Raw genomic sequence first — 19,077 nt, forward strand, 5'->3', positions numbered from 1 at the left:
AATCGGACGTCGGAGGGCAAAAAATTGAGGAGCCCCTCGCTGCTGCGAGAGGCTCCCCACTGTCTGTGCGCCGCCAGGGACTCGAACCCCGGACGTCCGGCGGCGCCACCTGCGCCGTCCCGGCGTCGGGGACCGGGCAGTGCCGGAACACGACCGCACCGGGGCGTGGTGCCCGGGGCCGGCGGAGAGCGGGTGGTTCGGCAGCGTAGCGCTCCGCCGGGAGCGTGGTCGGATCGAGCAGCAGCAGGCGCTCCGTTCCGTCCGCTGCGGCGCGCAGCAACAGCCCGCCGGCGTCCCTCGGGTCGCCGTCGACCGGCGCCCGGCCGTCCAGCAGGAGTCGTCCACCGGACCGGCTGAGCGTCAGTGTGCCGGGGCCGCCGGCGTGGATCCGCCGCCCGGCCAGCAGGGTGTCAGCGGCCCGACGCCGCTGATCACCGTGGCCGGTCGCCCACAGCGGCCAGAGCGCGGCGAATCCCGCCAGACCGAAGTCGAGTGCGAGGGCCGGGTCACGGCGGGCCAGCGCCCGCACCAGCGCGGCCGTCCGGCCGACCCGGTGGAACCGGCCACCGTCGGCCGTCGGCACCAGCTCGGCGGCGAACCCGCGCTCCCGGAGCAGGAGTTCTCCGGCCCGCAGCGGCACTCCCGCCTCGTCCGCCGCGAGCACGGCTGCCGTGCCGAGCGGGTTCTCGTGATCGGTGGGATCGCCGAGGCGGGCGTGGAGCTCTGCGACGACCTGGTCTGTCGAGTCGGGCGCGGTCATGCGGAGCCTTCGGCGAGACGGGCGGGGAACGGGGAGAACAGCAGGTGCTCGCGGTACTGGCGTTCCAGCAGCGGGAACAGGCGGTCCACGGCACTTCCGGGATCGTCCTGCGACGGCGCTCCCAGCCGCTGGACGAGGCGGCCGAGGACACCTTCGAGCCACCCGTCGGCGGCCGCGGGGTTGGCGAGCCAGACCTGGACACAGGCGGCGGCCGCGAAGCAGAGCGCGTAGCGCTCGGCCAGGGCGAAGGCCGTGGCCGGTACGTCGCGAGGGGTGGGCCGGTGGGCGCCCATGGCATCGTGCACCTCGTCGACGGCCGACCGCAGCTGCGCCGCGCGGCGGGACAGCTCCGATCCCGGGCCTGCTCGCCGGGTCAGACGGTCCAGCGCGGCCGGCAGGTGGTTCAGCACGCTGGAGCCGTTGCGGGACACCAGCTCCAGCCGATCCGGTTCGAAGTCCGGTACCGGAGTGGACAGTTCGGCCCCCGCGAGGACGCCTCCCGCGACGCCCCCCGCGACGCCGCGCCGGTAAGCGCGGCTCAGGAAGCCGAACTGGTTGACGAGGGAGGCGAGGTTGACCGCGCTGCTGCCGTCGAAGATGCCGATGATCCGGTGGTCCCGCTCGACCTTCTCGAACACGTCCTGATCCGGGCCGTCGACCCAGCCGCCGCCGAGCCGCCCGAGCGCGCCGAGCAGGCCGTCCCCGAGCATCGGCACCAGGTGCTTGGTGACCGCGGCGGTGACCGACAGCTCGTCCGGCAGCGTATGGGCGGAGCGCACCGCCAGCAGGCCGACCGTTTCGGCGGTCAGCAGATCCGCGTAGGCCTCGGCCAGGACCCGCCGGACGTCCGGCTGCCCGGTCTGCCCCAGCCGTTCGGCCCGGGCCATGGCCAGCCGCAGCCCCCGGTCGGCCGCACCCAGCGTGAAACCCGCGCACAGGGTGCGGGTGAGCTGGAAGGACTTCAGGGTGATCTCCAGGCCCGCGCCCAGGTCGCCGATCAGCGCCGCTCGGGGCACCTCGGCACCGGTGAAGCGGATACCGCTGATGTCGGCACCGCGCACCCCGACCGTCCGTACCGCAGGCAGGCAGGCGTACTCCCCGTCGGCCAACTCCTGCTTGTCGACCAGGAAGAGGCTGAAGCCGCGGGCGCCGCCGGCCGGATCGGTGCGGGCGAGGACGCAGACCAGCCTGCTCCGGGTGGCGTTGTTGATCAGCCACTTCTCCCCGTCGAGGCGATAGCCGCCCGCCGTGGCGGTCGCGCACGTGGTTCCGGCCAGCAGGTCGCTGCCGTGGTCGGCCTCGGTGACGGCGAAGGCGACGACGTCTCCGTCCCGCACCCGCCCGGCGAGCCTCGCAGCCGTCTCCGGTGCGCCGCCGATCCAGACCGGTGCGGCACCGAGGAAGGTGGCGTGGTGGACCAGCGCGGTGGTGAGGTCCCGCCGGGCCGCCACCCGAAGGGTCGTCATCAGCTCTTCGAAGCTGCGCAGTCGGCCGCCGTGGCGCGCCGGTACGTAGTAGTCGCTCAGGCCGACGGCGTCCAGCTCGCGGCAGGGAGCGGCGGGGAATTCGTCGCTCGCGTCCAGGCGCAGCGCGGCTGCCAGCGAGAACGGGCGTCGCTCGTCGTTCGGGTCACCGAGGCGCTGCTCCAGTCGCTCGGCGAGCCGACGGGACGGGTGGTCCACGGCCGCCTCACACCGACTCGGCGGCGCGGGCCCGGCACAGCCCCGCCACGTCCCGCGAGAGTTCCTCGTGGACGACCTTCAGCCCGCCGCCCAGCAGGAGCTCCCGGGCGCGCACCCGCTGGATCTTTCCGCTGGTGGTGCGCGGCACCTGGCCGGTCTCGACCAGTGCCACGCTGCCGACCGGTACTCCCAGGTCGGCGCCGAGCACCGCCTTGGTACGGCGGACCAGAGCACGGAGCTCCTCCTCGCCGTGGACCCCGACGCGGAGTTCCTGCACCACGGCGATCTCCTCGAACCGTCCGCCCTGGACGGCGAAGGCCGCCGCCGGCAGGCCGCCGAACGCGGGATCGAGCGAGCTCATCATCCGCTCGATGTCGTGCGGATAGATGTTGCGCCCGTTGAGAACGATGGTGTCCTTGAGCCGCCCGGTGACGTAGAGCCGGTCGTCGAGCAGCGCGCCCAGGTCCCCGGTGCGCAGGAACGGTCCGGTGCCGTCGGCCGCCGTGGCGTGGAAGACCCGCGCGGTTTCCTCGGGCTTGCGCCAGTAGCCCTGGGCCACGCTGCCGCCGCGGATCCAGATCTCGCCGACCGATCCGTCGGGAAGCGTCTCACCCGTGGCCGGGTCGACGATCCGCAGCTCGTAGTCGCCGACCCTGCCGCTGCTGACCAGCCGCACGTCCGGCCGGCCCGGTTCGGCGGGTCGGAGCGTGCCCGTGGAGAGAGCGGAGCGGTCCACCACAGCACCGACGGGAGCCTCGTCCAGCGGCGTGCCGGTGACGGCCAGGGTGCTCTCCGCGAGCCCGTAGCCGGTGGCGAACGCGGAGGCCCGGAAGCCGACGGAGGCGAACCGCTCGGCGAAGCGCTCCAGGGTGATCCAGTCGATCGGCTCGGAACCGTTGCCGGCGACCTGCCAGCTCGACAGGTCCAGGCCCGTCAGCTGGTCGTCGGTGACCCGGCGCGCACACAGCTCATAGGCGAAGTTGGGTGCGGCGGACACCGCGGCACGGTGCCGGGAGATCAGTTCCAGCCAGCGACAAGGGCGCTTCAGGAAGACGGCCGGGGCGAAGTGCACCGTCGTCGCACCGAGGACGAGCGGCGTCAGCAGGCCCTGGATCAGACCCATGTCATGGAACATCGGCAGCCAACTGCAGAAGCGCATGTCGGCGGTCCAGCCGAAGAGCTCGATCAGCTGGCGGGCGTTGTGCGCCACGTTGCCGTGCGAGACGACGACGCCGCGCGGGGCCGAGGTGGAGCCGGAGGTGTACTGGAGGAAGGCCGTGTGCTCGGCTTCCGGCACCGGGAAGGCCGCGGGCTCGACGACACCGCCGTCGAACCAGGCGGAGTCGGTGGCACCGACGGCGACCTCGTGGAGGCCGACGGTGTCCAGCCAGTCCAGGAGGACGGCCCGTTCGTCCGCCGGGGCGAGCAGCAGTGCGCAGCCCGCGTCCCGGATGATCTGCTCCGTGCGCGCCCGCTGCGCCGGGTTGCGCCCGTGCGGCGGGGCCACCACCGGGACGAGGCCCGCGTAGAGGCAGCCGATGAACGTCCGGGCGAACTCCAGGCCTTCGGGGTGGAGCAGCAGCACCCGGTCGCCGGGCGCGAGGTCCTTACGCAGCGCCGTCGCCACCAGCCGCGCCTCGTGGTCCAGCCTGCCGTACGTCAGGCTGTCCTCGACCAGCCCGTCTGCGGTCTCGCGCGCGTGGATGACGGCCGGCGTCTCCGGTATCTCCCGTGCGTGCCGCTGAAAGGCGCGCACAAAGCCCTCGTGACCCATTTCGAGCCCTTCCCCCGTAGATCTATGACACCAGTTCAAGCCGGGCGGACCGGCATCCGGTCACGCCGACGACGCGCGCAGCCGGTCCAGGTGGCCCAGGCTCTCCAGTACCGCGTCGGGCCGGACACCGAAGTCGATGAGGCAGGCCAGCTCGTCGACCCCGGCGGCGGCGAGGCGCTCGACCAGCGGGCGGGCCTGTTCCACCGTGCCGAAGAGCCCACTGGTGTCGAAGAACCGGTCGAAGCCCCGTTCCACCAGGTAGGCGATGTCGGACGCACGCATCGTCCTGGGGTCGAGAGCACCGCTGCGGCCGGCCAGCGAACCGGCGATCAGGTCGAACGAGGAGGTGAGGTAGCCGCACAGCGGCTCGTACACGGTCTCCCGAACGGCTTGACGATCGTCTCCCAGGAAAGCGTGCAGCATCAGGACCACATGGCCGGGGCCGGCCTCAGCCGGCAACGCCTCACGGTACAGAGCGATCTTGGCAGCCAACTCGTCCACGTCCTGGCCGAGCAGGTGAGTCAGCACCCCGACCCCGAGCCGGCCCGCGGTCCTGAAGCTGTCGGCACTCCCGCCCGTGGTCAGCCAGCAGGGCAGCTCACGTGTCACCGGCGGCGGAAAGACGGTGATCTCGGTCGGCGTTCCCTCACCGTCCGTCACCGAGAGCGGCTCGCCCCGCCAGAGGCCACGCACCGTCTGGAGCGTCTCGACCAGCCGGTCCTTCCGGACGGCATAGGCGTCGGGGCGGAGCACGAAATCCGCCGGGTGCCAACCCGAGGCGAACGAGACGCCCACCCGGCCGCCTGACAGGTTGTCGACCACCGACCAGTCCTCGACGATCCGAGCCGGGTGGTGCAGTGGGGAGACGACGCTGCCCGCGCGGATCCGGATCCGCTCGGTGACCGCGGCCAACGCCGCGCCCGTCACGGCCGGATTCGGGTAGAGGCCGCCGAAGCGGTGGAAGTGGCGCTCCGGAGTCCACACCGCGGTGAAGCCGTGGCGGTCGGCGAACTTCGCTCCCTCCAGCAGGAGCCGATACCGGTTCCCGCTGTCCGCCACGGCACTGTCGTTGGCGAAATAGAACAGACTGAAGTCCATCTGCACCCCCCCGTTGCCTCACGTCCGAGACCGTCGATGACGTGAATGCCGTTCAAATGACCCTGGGACCGGAAAGAATGATCAAGAGTCACGGCCACCCTAACACGCCGGCGAACGACTGTTCGAGATGGTGACTGGCTGTCATGCGATGACGCAGATGCCACCCGTGACCTGCGAGGATCCGACCTGCGAAGGCCGTCGACCGCTTCGTGGCGTCCGGCGATGGAGCTTCGGCGAAAACCCGCATTCACCCTCGGGGAGATCCCCGGCATCCTGTGGAGGCCAGCCTCCGATTCCGCATCCGCACCGGCGCCGCTGAGCCTGATCGGCCACCTCCCGCTCGGGCTGCGCACGATGTACCCCCGGCTGGCGGGGCGGGCGCGGCACTACGCGGCGGAGTACGGCTTCGCCGCGGCCACCATCGAGCTCCCCGGGAGCGGCGACCGGCCCCGTTGGGCCGCCGCCGAGCAGGCCCGCGCCGAGTTGCGCCGGGTGCTGGAGGCCGGCGAGCCGGTCAGCGACGAGATCGTCGACGCCCTCGTCCTCCCGCTGGTCGACCGGGCGGTCCCGGAATGGCAGGTCGCCCTGGACGCCCTCCTCGCGCTGCCCGGGATCGGCGGCCCGGTCGGGTTCGAGGGGGGAATCATCTCCATCGGCATCCGGCTGGCGGTGGTCGAGCCGCGGATCTCGGCCGCCGGTCTCTTCGCCGGGAGCTTCGTGCCCGCCGCCATCGGCGAGGAGGCCCGCCAGGTCACCATTCCCCTGCACGTCCTGCTGCAGTGGGACGACGAAGGGAACGACCGGCAGGCGGCCCTGGACCTGTTCGACGCCTTCGGCTCTTCGGAGAAGACGCTGCACGCCAATCCGGGCGGGCACACCGGCGTCCCGCAGTCCGAGATCGACGCCGGGCCCGGTTCTTCGCCCGGCACCTGAGGTGAGGCCGGGCCGTCCGGCCGGCAGCTGAGCGGTGCGCGGCGCCGGCCTCAGTCCCGACCGGGCCCGGGGCTGACGTCGGCGTCGCAGGAGTCGGCGTCGATGTCGCAGGACGGGCCGCCCGGTTCGCCGTCCGCGACGGTGCGGGCGAGCCGGGCGAGCAGGGCCCGGAACACCGCGCGCTCGTCCTCGTCGATGACGGAGAGCAGCTCGTCCTCCGCCGCGCTCACCTGTCGTCGCAGGTCACGGAGGGTTTCGGAGCCCCGCCGGGTCGCGACGATCTTGCGGCGGCGCCGGTCGGCAGGGTCGAGCCGGCGTTCCACCAGGCCCGCGGCCACCAGGTCGTCGAGCAGGTAGGTCATCACCGTGCGGTCGACGCGCAGGTAGCCGGCCAGCGCGATCTGGTTCGGCCCGTCGCCCTCGACCACGGCCGCGAGCGTCTGGAAGCCGCGGGCGCCCTGGGGGACGTCCGCGAGCACCGAGGAGACGGCGGTCCGATAGGCGTGTGCCAGCGCCATGAGCGAGAAGCCGAAGTCCCCCGTGAGATCGGCACACCCGGCGACCGGTGCGGTCCGTGGCTCGCTGCCCATACCAGGAATGATAGGCGGCGGTCCGCTGTTGGTGAGACTGTCTGCTCCGCAGACGATCTGCCGGGCAGCGAAACTCCGCAGGTGCCCCTCATGCGAAGCACCGCGAACGAGGAAGGCCAGGCCCGTCATGCTCAAGATCGGCATCATCCTCGGCAGCACCCGCCCCAACCGCAACGGCGAACAGGTCGCCACGTGGGTGCTCGACATCGCGTCGCGTCGAACCGACGCCGAGTTCGAACTCATCGACCTCCGCGACCACCCGCTGCCGCACCTCGACGAGCCCGTGCCGCCGTCGCTCGGCCAGTACCGGAACGAGCACACCCGGCAGTGGGCAGCCGAGATCGCCTCCTTCGACGGGTTCGTCATCGTGACGCCGGAGTACAACCACGGCATTCCCGCCGTGCTGAAGAACGCGCTCGACTTCCTCTACGCCGAGTGGAACAACAAGGCGGTCGGCTACGTGTCCTACGGCGCCGTCGGGGGCGTCCGCGCCGTCGAACAGCTGCGCCTGGTCGCCGGCGAGCTCCAGATGGCCGACGTGCGCCAGCAGGTCGCGCTGTCCCTGATCACCGAGTTCGAGAACTACCACGTGTTCAAGCCCGGCGACTACAACCTGCCCGCCCTGAACACGATGCTCGACCAGGTCATCGCCTGGAGCACCGCACTGGCGCCGCTCCGCGTCCCGTCACCCGTCGCGGCGTGAGCGGACCGGAGGACAGCGGGCGGCGGCGCCGGTAACGGCCGCTCGGTGGGCAGTCACGAGGGCGGAGACGATGCCGCCCGCCGCCGGTCCGGCGCCGACCCGGAGCGTCAGGCGGAGTCGACCTCGGCCCAGTAGGCCTCCAGCCGGTCGGTGAGGACCACCGGCCGGCTCAGGGCGGCCAGGTGCCCACCGGGGATCTCCTGCGGGGTGATGCCGAGGCGCTCCCGGGCCACCCGCCGTTGGAATTCGGCGGGGAACAGCCGGTCGTCGCGACCGGTCAGCACCCGGGTGGGCACCCGGGGCCAGGCCGGCAGGTCCCAGGGTGTGGCGAACACCGCGTCGGACTCGGTCCGGCCGTGCGCCCGGGCCTCGGCGAGCACGTCCTGGGGCAGGTCGTGCAGGAAGTACGTCTCCGGGTCGAACGGGGCGTCGGCCGGCCGGCCCTCCCGGACGTTGTTGTCGCGCATGGCCGCGGCCTGGCCGGTGTTCTTCCACCACTCGCCGGCCGTCTCGCCCGGCGCGGGGATCATCGGGTTGACGAGCACCAGCAGCGAGGCCGGGAGTCGCGCGCAGGCCAGCGAGGTGGTGAACGCACCCAGGGACTGGCCGACCAGCACCAGACCGGTGCGGTGGCCGACCGCGCGCACGACCGCTTCGGTGTACTCGGGGAGCCCCGCCGACTCGTCGTCGCCGGGCAGGTCGATCGCGATCACCTCGCGCCCCCGGACGCGCAGCTCGTCCACGACGCGGTGCCAGTACCAGGCCTCGCCGCCGGCGCCGGGTACCAGGACGTAGGTGGGTTCGGTCATGGTCGGCTCCCGGGGGCTCGGGTGGGGACGGGCGTCTGGTTGAAGGCGTAGTAGACGGCCAGCACGCCGTGGACGGCGAGGGCGAGCGCCGCGGACACGAAGGCCAGGCCGACGGTGGCGGGGTAGACGACCAGGCCGAGGCCGAAGCGGGCGCGGGTGGCCCGGGCGGCCCGGACGTCGACCCGCTCGTCGAAGCAGTGTCCGGTCCGGGTGACGTAGTACCAGAACAGGACGAAGGTGACGGCATGCGCCACCATCACCGCGCCGTACACGGCAGCGGCGACGTTCGAGGCGTCGGGTACGCGCAGGTTCTCGGCGACCAGCGCGGTGGGGAACGGCAGGGCGGCGACCACCAGGAGAAGCAGCAGGTTGAGGAAGACCAGGGTGCGGTCGACACGGGCGATGTAGGTGAACACGGTGTGGTGGTTGACCCACATCACGCCGATCACCAGGAAGCTGACCACGTAGGCGCAGTACGAGGGCCACTGCTCCCCGAGGGCATGCCACAGTTCGCTCCCGCTGTGGGCCTCCGGCACCTTGATCTCCAGGATCAGCAGAGTGATCGCGATGGCGAACACGCCGTCGCTGAAGGCCTCCACCCGCCCGGAGTCGGTGGTCCCTGCCGTTGCCCGATCCATCGCCACCCGGTGAGGATGCCAGAAGCCCGGCCGTCGGCTGGGAGCGACGCTCCGTCGACGGGCACCCACCGCGCTACGGCGCCCGGCGGGCGGCGGCCTGCTTGATCGCTTCGCGGATGCGCGGGTAGCTGCCGCAGCGGCAGATGTTCTGGATCTGGTCGATGTCGGCGTCGGTCGGGTCGGGGGTGCGGCGCAGCAGGGCGACGGCGGTCATGATCTGGCCGGGCTGGCAGAAGCCGCACTGGGCGACGTCGCAGGCGAGCCAGGCCTCCTGGACGGGGTGCAGGGTGTCGCCGTCGGCGAGGCCCTCGATGGTGGTGACGCTGTGGCCCGCGCAGTCCTTGACCGAGCGGGTGCAGGGCTGGAACTCCTGGCCGTCCAGGTGGCTCGTGCAGGCGCGGCAAACCCCCACCCCGCAGCCGTACTTGGGGCCGGTGACGCCGAGCTTGTCGCGCAGGACCCAGAGCAGCGGCATGTCGTCCGGGGCGTCGACGGTGACCGGCTGCCCGTTGAGGACGAAGGTGTGGGCGGGCATGGGGGAGTCGACGTCCTTAACGGTGATGGGGGGATCGGAAGTTGGGGAAGTGGCGGTCAGAAGTTGATCGGGAACGAGCGCGGGCTGGTGCCGGTGGCGCGCGCGTAGGCGTTGGCGACGGCGGCGGAGGCGGCCGGGACGCCCAACTCGCCCGCGCCGCCCGGCGGTCCGCTCGGCGGCAGCAGGTGGATCTCGACCACGGGCGGGCTGTGTCGCTGCCGGGCGTACCGGAAGTCGGCGAAACTGCCCTCGCGGACGGCGCCGTTGTCGATGTGGTTGCCGGCTTGCAGGATCACCGAGATGCCGTCGATCAGTGCGCCGGTCAACTGGGCCTCCAGGCCACGGGGGTTGATCACCTGGCCGAGGTCGGCGGCGATCACCGCCTTGGTCACCCGGGGGTTGGCCGGGTCGCCGGCGTCGAGTTCGACCAGGTAGGCGGCGCGGGCGCCGTTCTCGTCGTGGTAGCCGATGCCCTGGGCCTGGCCGGGGGGCATCGGTCGGCCCCAGTTGCCGGCCTGGGCGACCGTGTCGAGGACGGCCCGCCCGGCGGCGTCGCGCAGCCGGGCGCGGCGGAAGGCGACGGCGTCCTGGCCCATCCGGCGGGCGAGTTCGTCCATCATGATCTCGTCGGCGACCCGGACGGTGCCCGAGTAGACGGAGCGCCAGCTGCCGGTGTGCACGTCGAGCGGCAGCTCGGCGAGCAGCTGGGTGGGGATGCCGACGTTGTACGGGTTCTTCTCGCTGAGCAGGAAGAAGGCCTGGGCGAGGCTGAGCCCGGCGAGCGAGAGGTTGAAGCCGGCGGCGCTGAGCGCCTCGCCGAGCCCGTGCCGGAAGTCGGTCTTGACGGTGGCGGCGCGGTGTTCCCAGCTGAGCACCTGGCCGAGGGCGTAGGTGGCCCGGATCCGGTGGTGGCTGGCGGGGCGCATCCGGCCGTGCCGCATGTCGTCGTTGCGCGTCCACATCAGCTTGACGGGGCGGCCGGCGGCCCGGGAGATCTGGGCGGCCTCCAGCGCGGCGTCGAAGAACAGCCGGCGCCCGAACGAGCCGCCGCCGCGCACCACGTGGACCGTGACGGCGTCCTGCGGCAGGCCGAGTTCGGCGGCGATGGTCTGCTGGGCGACGATCGGCGTCTGCGCGGCGAACCACAGCTCGGCCCGGTTCGGCCGGACGTCGGCGACGGCGGTCAGCACCTCCATCGGCGCGTGGTTGACGAAGGCGAAGTCGAACTCACCGTCCACGTAGGCGGTGAGCAACGGCGGGATGAGGAACGGCGCGTGGGAGGCGCGCAGTTGGGCACGGATGTCATCGGTGGACAGGCCGGCCACCGGGCCCGGGTTCCATGCGGTGCGCAGCGCGTCGCGGGCCTTGAGCGCCTGGTCGAAGGTCTCGGCGAGGACGGCGACGCCGCTGGGGATCTGGACGACGGCGAGCACGCCGGGCATGGCGCGGGCGGCGGTGGCGTCCAGGGACTTGAGGGTGCCGTTGATGGTGGTCGGCCGGGCGACGACGGTGGGGACGGCGCCCGGAATCGCCAGGTCCCCGGCGTACTTGGCGCGGCCGGTGACGATGTCGCGGGCGTCGATCCGGCCGGTGGGCCTGCCGACCAGGCGCAGCTGGTCGGCGGGCTTGGGGGTGGCGGGGACGGCCGGGACGGCGACAGCGGCGGCGTCGGCGGCGAGTTCGCCGTAGCCGGCCCGGCGGCCGTCGGGGGCGAGGACGGCGGAGTCGGCGGTGCGCAGGGTGTCGGCCGGAACGTTCCAGCGCCGGGCGGCGGCGGTGACCAGCCGGGCGCGGGCGGCGGCGGCCGCGGCGCGTACCGGGTCGTACAGCGAGCGCACCGAGTTGGAGGCGCCGGTGAGCTGGTTGAAGAGCAGTTCGGGCCGGCCGTCGGAGAGCGGTACGTCGACGTCGGTGAGCCGGGCGTCGAGCTCCTCGGCGACCAGCATCGCCATGGCGGTGGTCAGGCCCTGGCCGACCTCCAGGCGGGGCAGCGAGAGCACGGCGCGCCCGGCGGCGGTGACTTCGAGCACCAGCAGGTGCGAGGTCGGCAGGCCGGCCACGATCAGCGCGTCGCCGAGGTCGAGGATGTCCGGGATGCCGGGCAGGCCGAGCAACTGCGAAGGGGCGGCGGCGTCCTGGGCCACGGCGGTGCTCCGGGCGGCGGCGCTGACGGCGGCCCGAGCGCTGGCCGGTGCGGCGGCGTCCAGACCGAGCCGGGCGGCGACGGTGAGGGTGGGGGCGGCGAGCAGGTAGGTGAGGAACCGGCGGCGGTCGGCGGGGGCCGGGGCCGTGGCACCGGAGGCCGTGGCGCGGGCGACCGGTGCGACGAGCGGGTCGTCGGGGTCGCCCGCGTCGCCCGTACCGTCGGCGCCGTGGGTGTCGTCCGAGGGGGCGAGGGAGGTACCGATGGGAGGAGCCCTTCGAGCCGTTGACGGCTCCGGCCGGGCGGGCGTGACGGCCCCGGCCCCGGTGCCGGATCACGAACGCGGTTGAGCATAGGAGTGCGCTACTGACGGGTCAACACGGCCGGAAGGGCCCGCCGGTGGGCCTGCCGACCGGTTCGGCGGAGGCCGTGAACAGGGTCCGGAATGGGCGGCGACTCCAACTGGCCCAGTGGATTCCTTGATCAATGGATCTGTCACCCGGTCCAGTTCCTCCGTAGGCTGGGCCGCGAACCGTTGCGAACACCCGGCGCGCGCGCCGCCCCCAGCCAGGAGACCAGGAACCGAAGTGCCGACCAGCAGAGCAGTGTCAGCGGCCGTATCCCGACTCGTCCCGCCCGCCGGAGTCCAGCGGACGCTCGCCGCCGCCCAGTTGGCGAGCGCCGTCGGCGACGGCGCCTACTACACCTGCTCCGCGCTCTACTTCACGCACATCGTCGGGATGTCGGCGACCAGCCTCGGCATCGGCCTCGCCATCGCCTGGGCACTCGGCTCGATCGCGGGCGTGCCGCTCGGCGCCCTCGCCGACCGGCGCGGGCCGCGCGGGACGGCCGTCGTCCTGGCCCTCGCCACCGCCGTCGTGGTCACGACCTTCCTGGTGATCCGCTCCTACCCGCCGTTCCTGATCGCCGTCTGCCTCTACGCCACGACCCAGTCCGGGCTGACCGCCGCCCGGCAGGCTCTGGTCGCCGGCCTGGTCTCGCGGGCCGAGCGCACCGGGCTGCTCGCCCACCTGCAGTCAACCCTCAACGGGGGCTTGGCCGTTGGCGCGGCCATCGGCGGCATCGCGCTCACCGTCGGCACCCGGGCCGCGTTCCTCGGCGCCTTCACCGTGACCGCGCTCGGCTTCGTCGCCGGTGCGCTGCTGCTCCTGCGACTGCCCCAAGTCCCGCCCGTCGTCGAGCAGTCGGGCAGCGGGCCGCGGCTGGCCGTGCTGCGCGACCGGCGCTACGCCGTGGTCGCCCTGGTCAACACGGTGCTGCTGCTGCGGATGCCGCTGCTGAGCCTGATCATCCCGCTCTGGATCGCCGACCGCGCCCCCGGGCTCGGCTGGCTCGGCTCGGCCCTGTTCGTGCTCAACACCGTCGGGGTGATGGCCTTCCAGGTCCAGGCGGCGCGCGACGTCACCGGCCTGCCCTCGGCCGCCCGGGCGGTCCGCTCGGCCGGGCTCCTGCTGCTGCTCTCCTGCGTCGTCTTCGGACTGTCGGCCCTGGACGTCCCGGCCTGGGGGCTCGCCGCGTTGCTGGTGGCGGCCTCCGTGCTCCAGCTGGTCGGTGAGATGCGGCAGTCCGCGGGCTCCTGGCAGATCGGCTTCGACCTCGCCCCGCCGGACCGGATCGGCCAGTACCAGGGGTTCTTCGGCACCGGCGTGGCCGTCGCGCGCACCGTCGGCCCGCTGCTGCTCACCACCCTGCTGCTGGACGGCGGACTGCTCGGCTGGCTGGTCCTGGGCGGCCTCTTCCTGGCGGCCGGGCACGCGATGGGACCGGCCGTCCGCTGGGCCGAGCGCGACCGCGGCTACCAGTCCGCGCCCGAATCCTCGTCTGCCGCCGACCCCTCGTCACCCTCCGTGGTCGGGGCCACCGCCGCCGAGGCGCCGTAGAGGTCGTCCTCGCCGTCGTGCGGGGCCTCGGCGCGGGCCTTGTGCCCGGACCGCTCGGACTGCTCGGACCGCTTTGGCCGCCGGGACCGCCCGGCGAACAGGTCGTCGGGCGCCGTTTCATCCAGTCCGGACAGGGGCTCCGCCGCCCTGTCCGGCCGCTCGCCTCCGGTCATCGCCTGCTCCCAACGCGCCGCCGTTCCGGATACGGCCGATGCTACTCCGGGTGGCCCGCGCGCAGCCGTCCGGAAACCACTGGCCCGAGGCCGCCGCCCGCTGGCATGCTGACCGCGTGGACCGACCGCAGATCTCGCTCGACTTCGCCCCCGAGCTGCACCTCTTCGTCGCCGCGCCGCGCCGCGTCGGCCGCTCCGAGCTGCGCACCGACGGCACCTCGACCCTCGGCCACGTCGTCGAATCCCTCGGTGTCCCGCTCACCGAGGTCGGCACGCTGCTGGTGGACGGCCGCCCGGTGCCCGACTCGCACGTCCCCGCCGACGCCGAACACATCTCGGTACGCGGCGTGGCCAGGCCGCAGCCCTCCGCCACCCCGCCGCGCTTCCTGCTGGACGTCCACCTCGGCACCCTGGCCCGCCGGCTGCGCCTGCTCGGCGTCGACGCCGCGTACGAGAACCCGGACATCGGCGACGCCGCCCTCGCCGCCCGCTCGGCCGCCGAGCAGCGGGTGATGCTCTCCCGCGACCGGGGGCTGCTGCGCCGCCGCGAACTCTGGGCCGGCGCCTACGTCTACAGCCACCGCCCCGCCGAGCAGCTGCGCGACGTGCTCTCCCGCTTCGCGCCCCCGCTGGCCCCGTGGAGCCGGTGCACCACCTGCAACGGCCCGCTGCACACCGTCACCAAGACCTCGGTGCGCGAGCAGCTCCGGGACGGCACCGAGCGCTCGTACGACGCCTTCGCCCAGTGCGCCGACTGCGGCCAGGCCTACTGGCGCGGTGCCCACCACGCCCGGCTGGACGCGATCGTCAGCGAGGCCGTCCGCGAGTTCGGCACCGCCGCGTCGACGGCGGGGTAGCCGGACAGCCGGGCAGTCGGGCAGCCGGACATCCGCCTGTCCGGCGCGCAGGCGCTGTGGCGCGCCGTGGTGTGATCGTCTGACTGGAGGCGGGGGCCGGGACCGAGGTTCTCCGTCGTGCCGAGAAGGGCCGGGTCGGATGAGCAACCAGCCGGAGCACGAGCCGTCGCCGACGCAGGAACCACCGGAGTTCCGGACCGCCGAGCTCGCCGACGTCCCCGTGGTGACCGCCCCGGACGGCGCCGACGTGCTGCAACTGCTGGTCCTGGACGGGCAGGGCGGCCTCGCGGTGTTCGAGCTCGCCCCCGGGACGGTGACCCGGGCGGTGTCGCACGCCACCGTGCAGGAGATCTGGCAGGTGACGGCGGGCCGTGGGTGGTTGTGGCGGCGCCAGGGCGGGCGGGAGGAGACCACCCGGCTGACGCCCGGGACGGCGGCCTCGATCCCGCTGGGCACCACGTTCCAGTTCCGGGCGGACGAGGACGCGGGGGAGCCGCTGCGGATCGTCGCCGTCACCATGCCGCCCTGGCCGAACACCGACACCGAGGCCCGGCCCGAACAGGGCACCTGGCAGCCGACCGTCGGCTGACCGCGGCGGGGCGGGCGAGACGGGCAGGGCGGGCGAGACGGGCGAGACGGGCGGGGCGGGCGCTAACCTCTACCGGGGCCGCCAGTTGCCCCCACAGGGGGAGGACGGATGACGGTGACCGCTGCCAGACGGATCGCGGGAGTGGTGGCGGCCGTCGCGGCCGCCGCCCTGCTGGCCGGGTGCACCCCGGCCGAGGACCGGTTGATGGGAGTCGCCCTGAGGAACCGCCAGTTGGTGGTGCTGACCGGCCTGTGCCCGGACGAGCGGGCCTCCCACCTGTTCGTCGACGTCACCTCGGCGGCGGGCAAACGGTCCTGGTACTCCGCGGCGCAGGGGCCGGACGTCCGGCCGGCCGAGGTGGACCTCGCCGCTCCGGGGCCGCAGTGGCCCAGCAACGACGCAGCGCCGGGCGAGGTCGACCCGGCCGCGGAGTACTCCCTGGCGGTGGAGGCGGTCAAGGAGCACAGGCTGCACAACGGTGTCCTGACGGTGTCCGGTTCGGTGCTCCTCGGACTCACCGACGGACAGGTGGTCGCCGCCAACGGCAGGGGCACGGGCGGCTACCGGGTCATGACGGCCGGGGAGTTCGAGGCGAAGCGCCGCAAGAGCTGCTGAATTGGTGCCGCGCCGTGCCGCCCGTCGGCGCTCCGACCGTGCGCCCGTGCGCCGCGTGGCACCGTTTCCGGACGGCGCCGCGCGGCGCACAATCTTTCGGGATCCGGTGATCCGTCGGAGGTGGAGGAGAAGGAGGCCGCGGTGGAGTTCGAGGTGATGATCGAGATCCCGCAGGGGTCGCGGAACAAGTACGTGATGGACTTCTCGGCCGGCCGGATCCGGCTGGACCGCACCCTGTTCACCGCCACCCGCTACCCCGCGGACTACGGCTACGTCGAGGGCACCCTCGGCGGCGACGGGGAGCCGCTGGACGCGCTGGTGCTCGGCGGCGAGCCCGCCGTGCCCGGCTGTGTGCTGACCTGCCGGGCCGTCGGCATGTGGGTGATGCGCGACGAGCGCGGGCCGGACCAGAAGGTGCTCTGCGTGCCCGCCCGCGACCCGCGCTACGCCCGGCTGCGCGACATCGGCGACCTGCGCCGCTACGACCTGCTGGAGATCACCCACTTCTTCCAGGTCTACAAGGACCTGGAACGCGGCAAGTCGGTGGAGGGCTCGCACTGGGCCGACCGGGAGGCCGCGTACGCGGAGATCGCCGAATCCCGGGCCCGCGCCGCCGGGACGCGGTACGCCGACCCCGCTTAGGGCCTCTGGGTCCCGGACGTTCCCTGGATCCGGGCGCCGCGCAGGATCTCCCGGACCTGGTCGCCGATGGCGGCCTCGTTGCGCTCGAACTCCGGGGCGGTGAGGCGGTCCTGCTGCGCCGGGAGACCGGTGAGGACCGGGGTGTGCAGGTGGCCACCGGGCAGGGTGGGGGCGAGGTCGAGGCGCAGCCGGTTGGAGCGGTACGCGACCTCGTTGGAGAGGTAGCCGCCGCCTCCGCCGGCCACCGCGCGGGAGCCGGGGGTGGGGCCGTCCTCCCGGTCGACGGGGGTGCCGGCGCCGTCGGCGGGGATCTCGGTGACGGCGGTGTTGAGCAGCACGGGGTAGGGCTGCTGGACGGTGGTCATGGTGTCGGTGGGCAGGGTGGTGCGGATGAACTCGGGCCCGTCGGCCAGGCCGGGGGCGGTGACCGGGTGCTCGCGGGTGCCGCCGGCGAGGGCGCCCAGGTTGTCGGTGGCGGGATCGGCGGAGCGGGCGCGGCCGGCCCAGGCCTCCAGGGTGAACACGCCCGGGTAGCCCTGGCTGATGCTGGTGATCAGGTCGGCGGCTTGCGGGCCGGGGGTGAGGTGGGGGCCGAAGGCGCGTTCCACGATGCCGTCGTCGAAGTCGCCGTAGCGGACCGGGAGCAGGACGGCCCGGACCTCGGCCGGGCTGCCGTCGGTGAGCGTGATCCGCTGGCCGTGCAGGCGCAGGACGGCCGCGCCCGAGGGGTTGGCGCGGCGCGGCTCGGTGTCCAGGCCGTACGGGTCGAAGCCGCTGACGAAGATCCGCCGCACGCCCGGTTCGGCGGTGAAGCCGTCGTCCAGGCCTCGGGAGGCGTCCTCGAAGCGGGCCCGCAGCGCGGTCGGGTCGATGTCGAACTCGGGCCGCCAGCGGGCCAGTTGGGTGGTCATAGCGAGCCTGGTCCAGTACAGCGGGCGGTCGTCGCGGGCGGGGAGTTCGCCGGCCGGGCGGCGTTCCTGGGCCCGGTCCACGGCGGCCTGCCACAGTGCCCGGCCCCAGCTGGTGGCCAGCTGTTCGGCCTGCTCGGCGTCCTGCGCGGCGCAGAGGGCGAGCGGGAAGGCCCGGAGCAGGTCGTCGAGGCCGGAGCGTTCGGTGAACGCGGCCGTGCGCGGGTCCTGGAGGCGGGCCTGCTCGGCGTCGGCTGGCGGCGCATCTGCGGGCGGCGTGGCGGCGACGGCCGGGCAGCCGCCATCGAGGTGCCAGGGGGCGGCCGACGCGGGCAGGGCGGTGGCGAGCGTTCCGGCGAGGGTGACGGCGACGGCGGCGGCGAGGGCGGCGCGACGAATTAAAGTCATGCCCCTGACAATAAGTGGGTGGCTGACACCCCACCAGAACGCCTCCCGCGCCCTCCGCCCCGGACCCGGGAACCGCGGCCTCCTCTACAGCGTTGTCGTCGTCGAACAGCGGACATCGGACGGTCAGCGGAGGAACCCCATGAGTGTGGCCCTGATGAAGGGCGGCAACGTCTCCCTCGGGAAGCAGGCCCCCCGCCTGCGGACCGTACGGGTCGGCCTCGGCTGGACGGCCGGCGCCGGACACGACCTGGACGCGAGTGCGCTGCTCTGCGGTGCCTCGGGGAAGGTCGTCTCGGAGCGGCACTTCGTCTTCTTCAACAACCTGCAGAGCCCGGACGGCTCCGTCCGCCACCAGGGCAACGAGGTCGGCGGCAACGGCGACCGCGAACAGATCGAGGTCCGGCTCACCGAGGTCGCCGCCGAGGTGGAGAAGGTCGTCTTCGCGGTGGCGATCTACGAGGCGGCGCGGCGCCGCCAGACCTTCGGCCAGGTCCGCGGTGCCTACATCCGGCTCACCGATCAGGACGGCGGCGCCGAACTCGCCCGCTACGACGTGGCCGCCGAGGCCGGCAGCGAGACGGCCATGGTGTTCGGCGAGCTCTACCGGCACGGCGCGGACTGGAAGTTCCGCGCCGTCGGGCAGGGGTACGCGACCGGCCTGGCGGGCATCGCCACCGACTACGGCGTCGACGTCCTCCAGCCCGCGCCCACCGCCCCTGCCCCTGCCGCACCCGCCCCTGCCCTCGCCCCTGCCGTCGTCGTTCCCACCGGGAGTGCCCCCGTGACCTGCTTCTTCGACCCCTCCCACGGCCCCGGCTCGACCGCCGTCCTCTGGTCCCCGCAGTGGGGCGTCCCGCGCCAGATCGAGGCCTGCGTCGCCTGCGCCCAGCGCGTCCAGACCACCGTGCCCCCCTTCTACACCCCCCAGCAGCCCGGCTACCCCCAACTCCCCGCCCAGCAGCAGCCCCAGCCCGCCCAACAGCAGCCCGGCGGCCGCCGCTTCGGCACCGGAGCCCTCCTCGGCGCCGGCGCCGCCGGCCTCGTCGGCGGAGCCCTCCTCAACGAGGCCCTGAGCGACGACGCCCCCGAGGTCGTCGTCAACAACTACTACGAGAGCGACGACGACGGTTTCTTCTAACCCGCCAACTCCCCGCCCACCGAGGGTGGGCGGCACCCGGGGAACCGACACCCGGGCCCTTTGCCGCGGACCGGTGTGGCCGGCGACGTCCTGACTGTGACGTCGTCGGGCCGGTCGTGCCCCTGCCGTGGCCGCCTTGCGCGGGACGGCGAGAAGGCATGGGCGGACACTGGATGCAGGG

Annotated in this window: 16 protein-coding genes and 2 pseudogenes; 8 read left to right on the forward strand and 10 right to left on the reverse strand. The window is 73.5% G+C overall.

Annotation, left to right across the window (positions count from 1 at the left end; translation table 11 throughout):
- The 4 genes and pseudogenes from ABTY15_RS36445 to ABTY15_RS36460 form a co-directional block, all read right to left on the reverse strand.
- Positions 1-760 (reverse strand): annotated as a pseudogene (locus tag ABTY15_RS36445) (hypothetical protein); the annotation flags it as partial.
- Positions 757-2,442 (reverse strand): acyl-CoA dehydrogenase family protein, encoded by a 1,686-nt coding sequence (locus ABTY15_RS36450; protein ID WP_350605458.1) that lies wholly within the window; start codon positions 2,440-2,442, stop codon positions 757-759. The gene ABTY15_RS36450 and the pseudogene ABTY15_RS36445, both read right to left, overlap by 4 nt.
- A gap of 7 nt (positions 2,443-2,449) precedes the next feature.
- Positions 2,450-4,198 carry a fatty acyl-AMP ligase gene (locus ABTY15_RS36455; protein ID WP_350605460.1) on the reverse strand — a complete coding sequence of 583 codons (1,749 nt, stop codon included), beginning with the start codon at positions 4,196-4,198 and terminating at the stop codon, positions 2,450-2,452.
- 78 nt (positions 4,199-4,276) lie between these two features.
- The gene (locus tag ABTY15_RS36460; protein ID WP_350605463.1) at positions 4,277-5,314 is read right to left on the reverse strand and encodes an LLM class flavin-dependent oxidoreductase; all 1,038 of its coding nucleotides are present in this window, start codon (positions 5,312-5,314) and stop codon (positions 4,277-4,279) included.
- 222 nt (positions 5,315-5,536) lie between these two features.
- Here ABTY15_RS36460 and ABTY15_RS36465 point away from each other — a divergent pair.
- Positions 5,537-6,252: pseudogene (locus ABTY15_RS36465) on the forward strand (alpha/beta hydrolase).
- 45 nt (positions 6,253-6,297) lie between these two features.
- Here ABTY15_RS36465 and ABTY15_RS36470 read toward each other — a convergent pair.
- Entirely contained in the window at positions 6,298-6,837 is a 540-nt protein-coding gene (locus tag ABTY15_RS36470) for a MarR family winged helix-turn-helix transcriptional regulator (protein ID WP_350605465.1), read from the reverse strand.
- A gap of 127 nt (positions 6,838-6,964) precedes the next feature.
- Here ABTY15_RS36470 and ABTY15_RS36475 point away from each other — a divergent pair, with 127 nt between their 5' ends.
- Positions 6,965-7,540, forward strand: a complete 576-nt coding sequence (locus tag ABTY15_RS36475) for an NADPH-dependent FMN reductase (RefSeq protein WP_350605467.1) — start codon at positions 6,965-6,967, stop codon at positions 7,538-7,540.
- Between the two features lie 107 nt (positions 7,541-7,647).
- On the opposite strand, the gene ABTY15_RS36480 is transcribed toward ABTY15_RS36475, so the two are convergent.
- From ABTY15_RS36480 to ABTY15_RS36495, 4 genes are all read right to left on the reverse strand, one after another.
- Positions 7,648-8,349, reverse strand: a complete 702-nt coding sequence (locus tag ABTY15_RS36480) for an alpha/beta fold hydrolase (protein ID WP_350605470.1) — start codon at positions 8,347-8,349, stop codon at positions 7,648-7,650.
- Positions 8,346-8,987, reverse strand: a complete 642-nt coding sequence (locus ABTY15_RS36485) for a TMEM175 family protein (protein WP_350605506.1) — start codon at positions 8,985-8,987, stop codon at positions 8,346-8,348. Before ABTY15_RS36485 ends, ABTY15_RS36480 begins: the two co-directional genes overlap by 4 nt.
- 73 nt (positions 8,988-9,060) lie before the next feature.
- Entirely contained in the window at positions 9,061-9,522 is a 462-nt protein-coding gene (locus ABTY15_RS36490; protein WP_350605472.1) for a (2Fe-2S)-binding protein, read from the reverse strand.
- A 56-nt stretch (positions 9,523-9,578) separates the two neighbouring features.
- Entirely contained in the window at positions 9,579-11,666 is a 2,088-nt protein-coding gene (locus ABTY15_RS36495) for a xanthine dehydrogenase family protein molybdopterin-binding subunit (RefSeq protein WP_350605475.1), read from the reverse strand.
- Positions 11,667-12,270: 604 nt separating this feature from the next.
- Between ABTY15_RS36495 and ABTY15_RS36500 the strand changes: the two genes are divergently transcribed.
- The 5 genes from ABTY15_RS36500 (at position 12,271) to ABTY15_RS36520 (ending at position 16,442) form a co-directional block, all read left to right on the forward strand.
- The gene (locus tag ABTY15_RS36500) at positions 12,271-13,566 is read left to right on the forward strand and encodes an MFS transporter (protein ID WP_350605477.1); all 1,296 of its coding nucleotides are present in this window, start codon (positions 12,271-12,273) and stop codon (positions 13,564-13,566) included.
- Positions 13,567-13,855: 289 nt separating this feature from the next.
- The gene (locus ABTY15_RS36505) at positions 13,856-14,596 is read left to right on the forward strand and encodes a Mut7-C RNAse domain-containing protein (RefSeq protein ID WP_350605479.1); all 741 of its coding nucleotides are present in this window, start codon (positions 13,856-13,858) and stop codon (positions 14,594-14,596) included.
- A gap of 139 nt (positions 14,597-14,735) precedes the next feature.
- Complete coding sequence (locus ABTY15_RS36510) at positions 14,736-15,185, forward strand: cupin domain-containing protein (protein ID WP_350605481.1); 450 nt, start codon at positions 14,736-14,738, stop codon at positions 15,183-15,185.
- Between the two features lie 108 nt (positions 15,186-15,293).
- Complete coding sequence (locus ABTY15_RS36515) at positions 15,294-15,800, forward strand: hypothetical protein (RefSeq protein WP_350605484.1); 507 nt, start codon at positions 15,294-15,296, stop codon at positions 15,798-15,800.
- A 141-nt stretch (positions 15,801-15,941) separates the two neighbouring features.
- A complete protein-coding gene (locus tag ABTY15_RS36520) occupies positions 15,942-16,442 on the forward strand; it encodes an inorganic diphosphatase (RefSeq protein WP_350605509.1) in 501 nt (166 codons plus the stop codon).
- Here ABTY15_RS36520 and ABTY15_RS36525 read toward each other — a convergent pair.
- On the reverse strand, positions 16,439-17,758 hold the full coding sequence (locus ABTY15_RS36525) for a PA0049 C-terminal domain-containing protein (protein WP_350605486.1): 1,320 nt from the start codon (positions 17,756-17,758) through the stop codon (positions 16,439-16,441). The two genes, ABTY15_RS36520 and ABTY15_RS36525, sit on opposite strands and share 4 nt — an antisense overlap.
- A 139-nt stretch (positions 17,759-17,897) precedes the next feature.
- Between ABTY15_RS36525 and ABTY15_RS36530 the strand changes: the two genes are divergently transcribed.
- Positions 17,898-18,896 (forward strand): TerD family protein, encoded by a 999-nt coding sequence (locus ABTY15_RS36530; protein ID WP_350605488.1) that lies wholly within the window; start codon positions 17,898-17,900, stop codon positions 18,894-18,896.
- Positions 18,897-19,077: the final 181 nt, after the last annotated feature.

The organism is Kitasatospora sp. NPDC097643 (genome assembly GCF_040302625.1).
In the GTDB taxonomy this organism is placed as follows: Bacteria; Actinomycetota; Actinomycetes; order Streptomycetales; family Streptomycetaceae; genus Kitasatospora.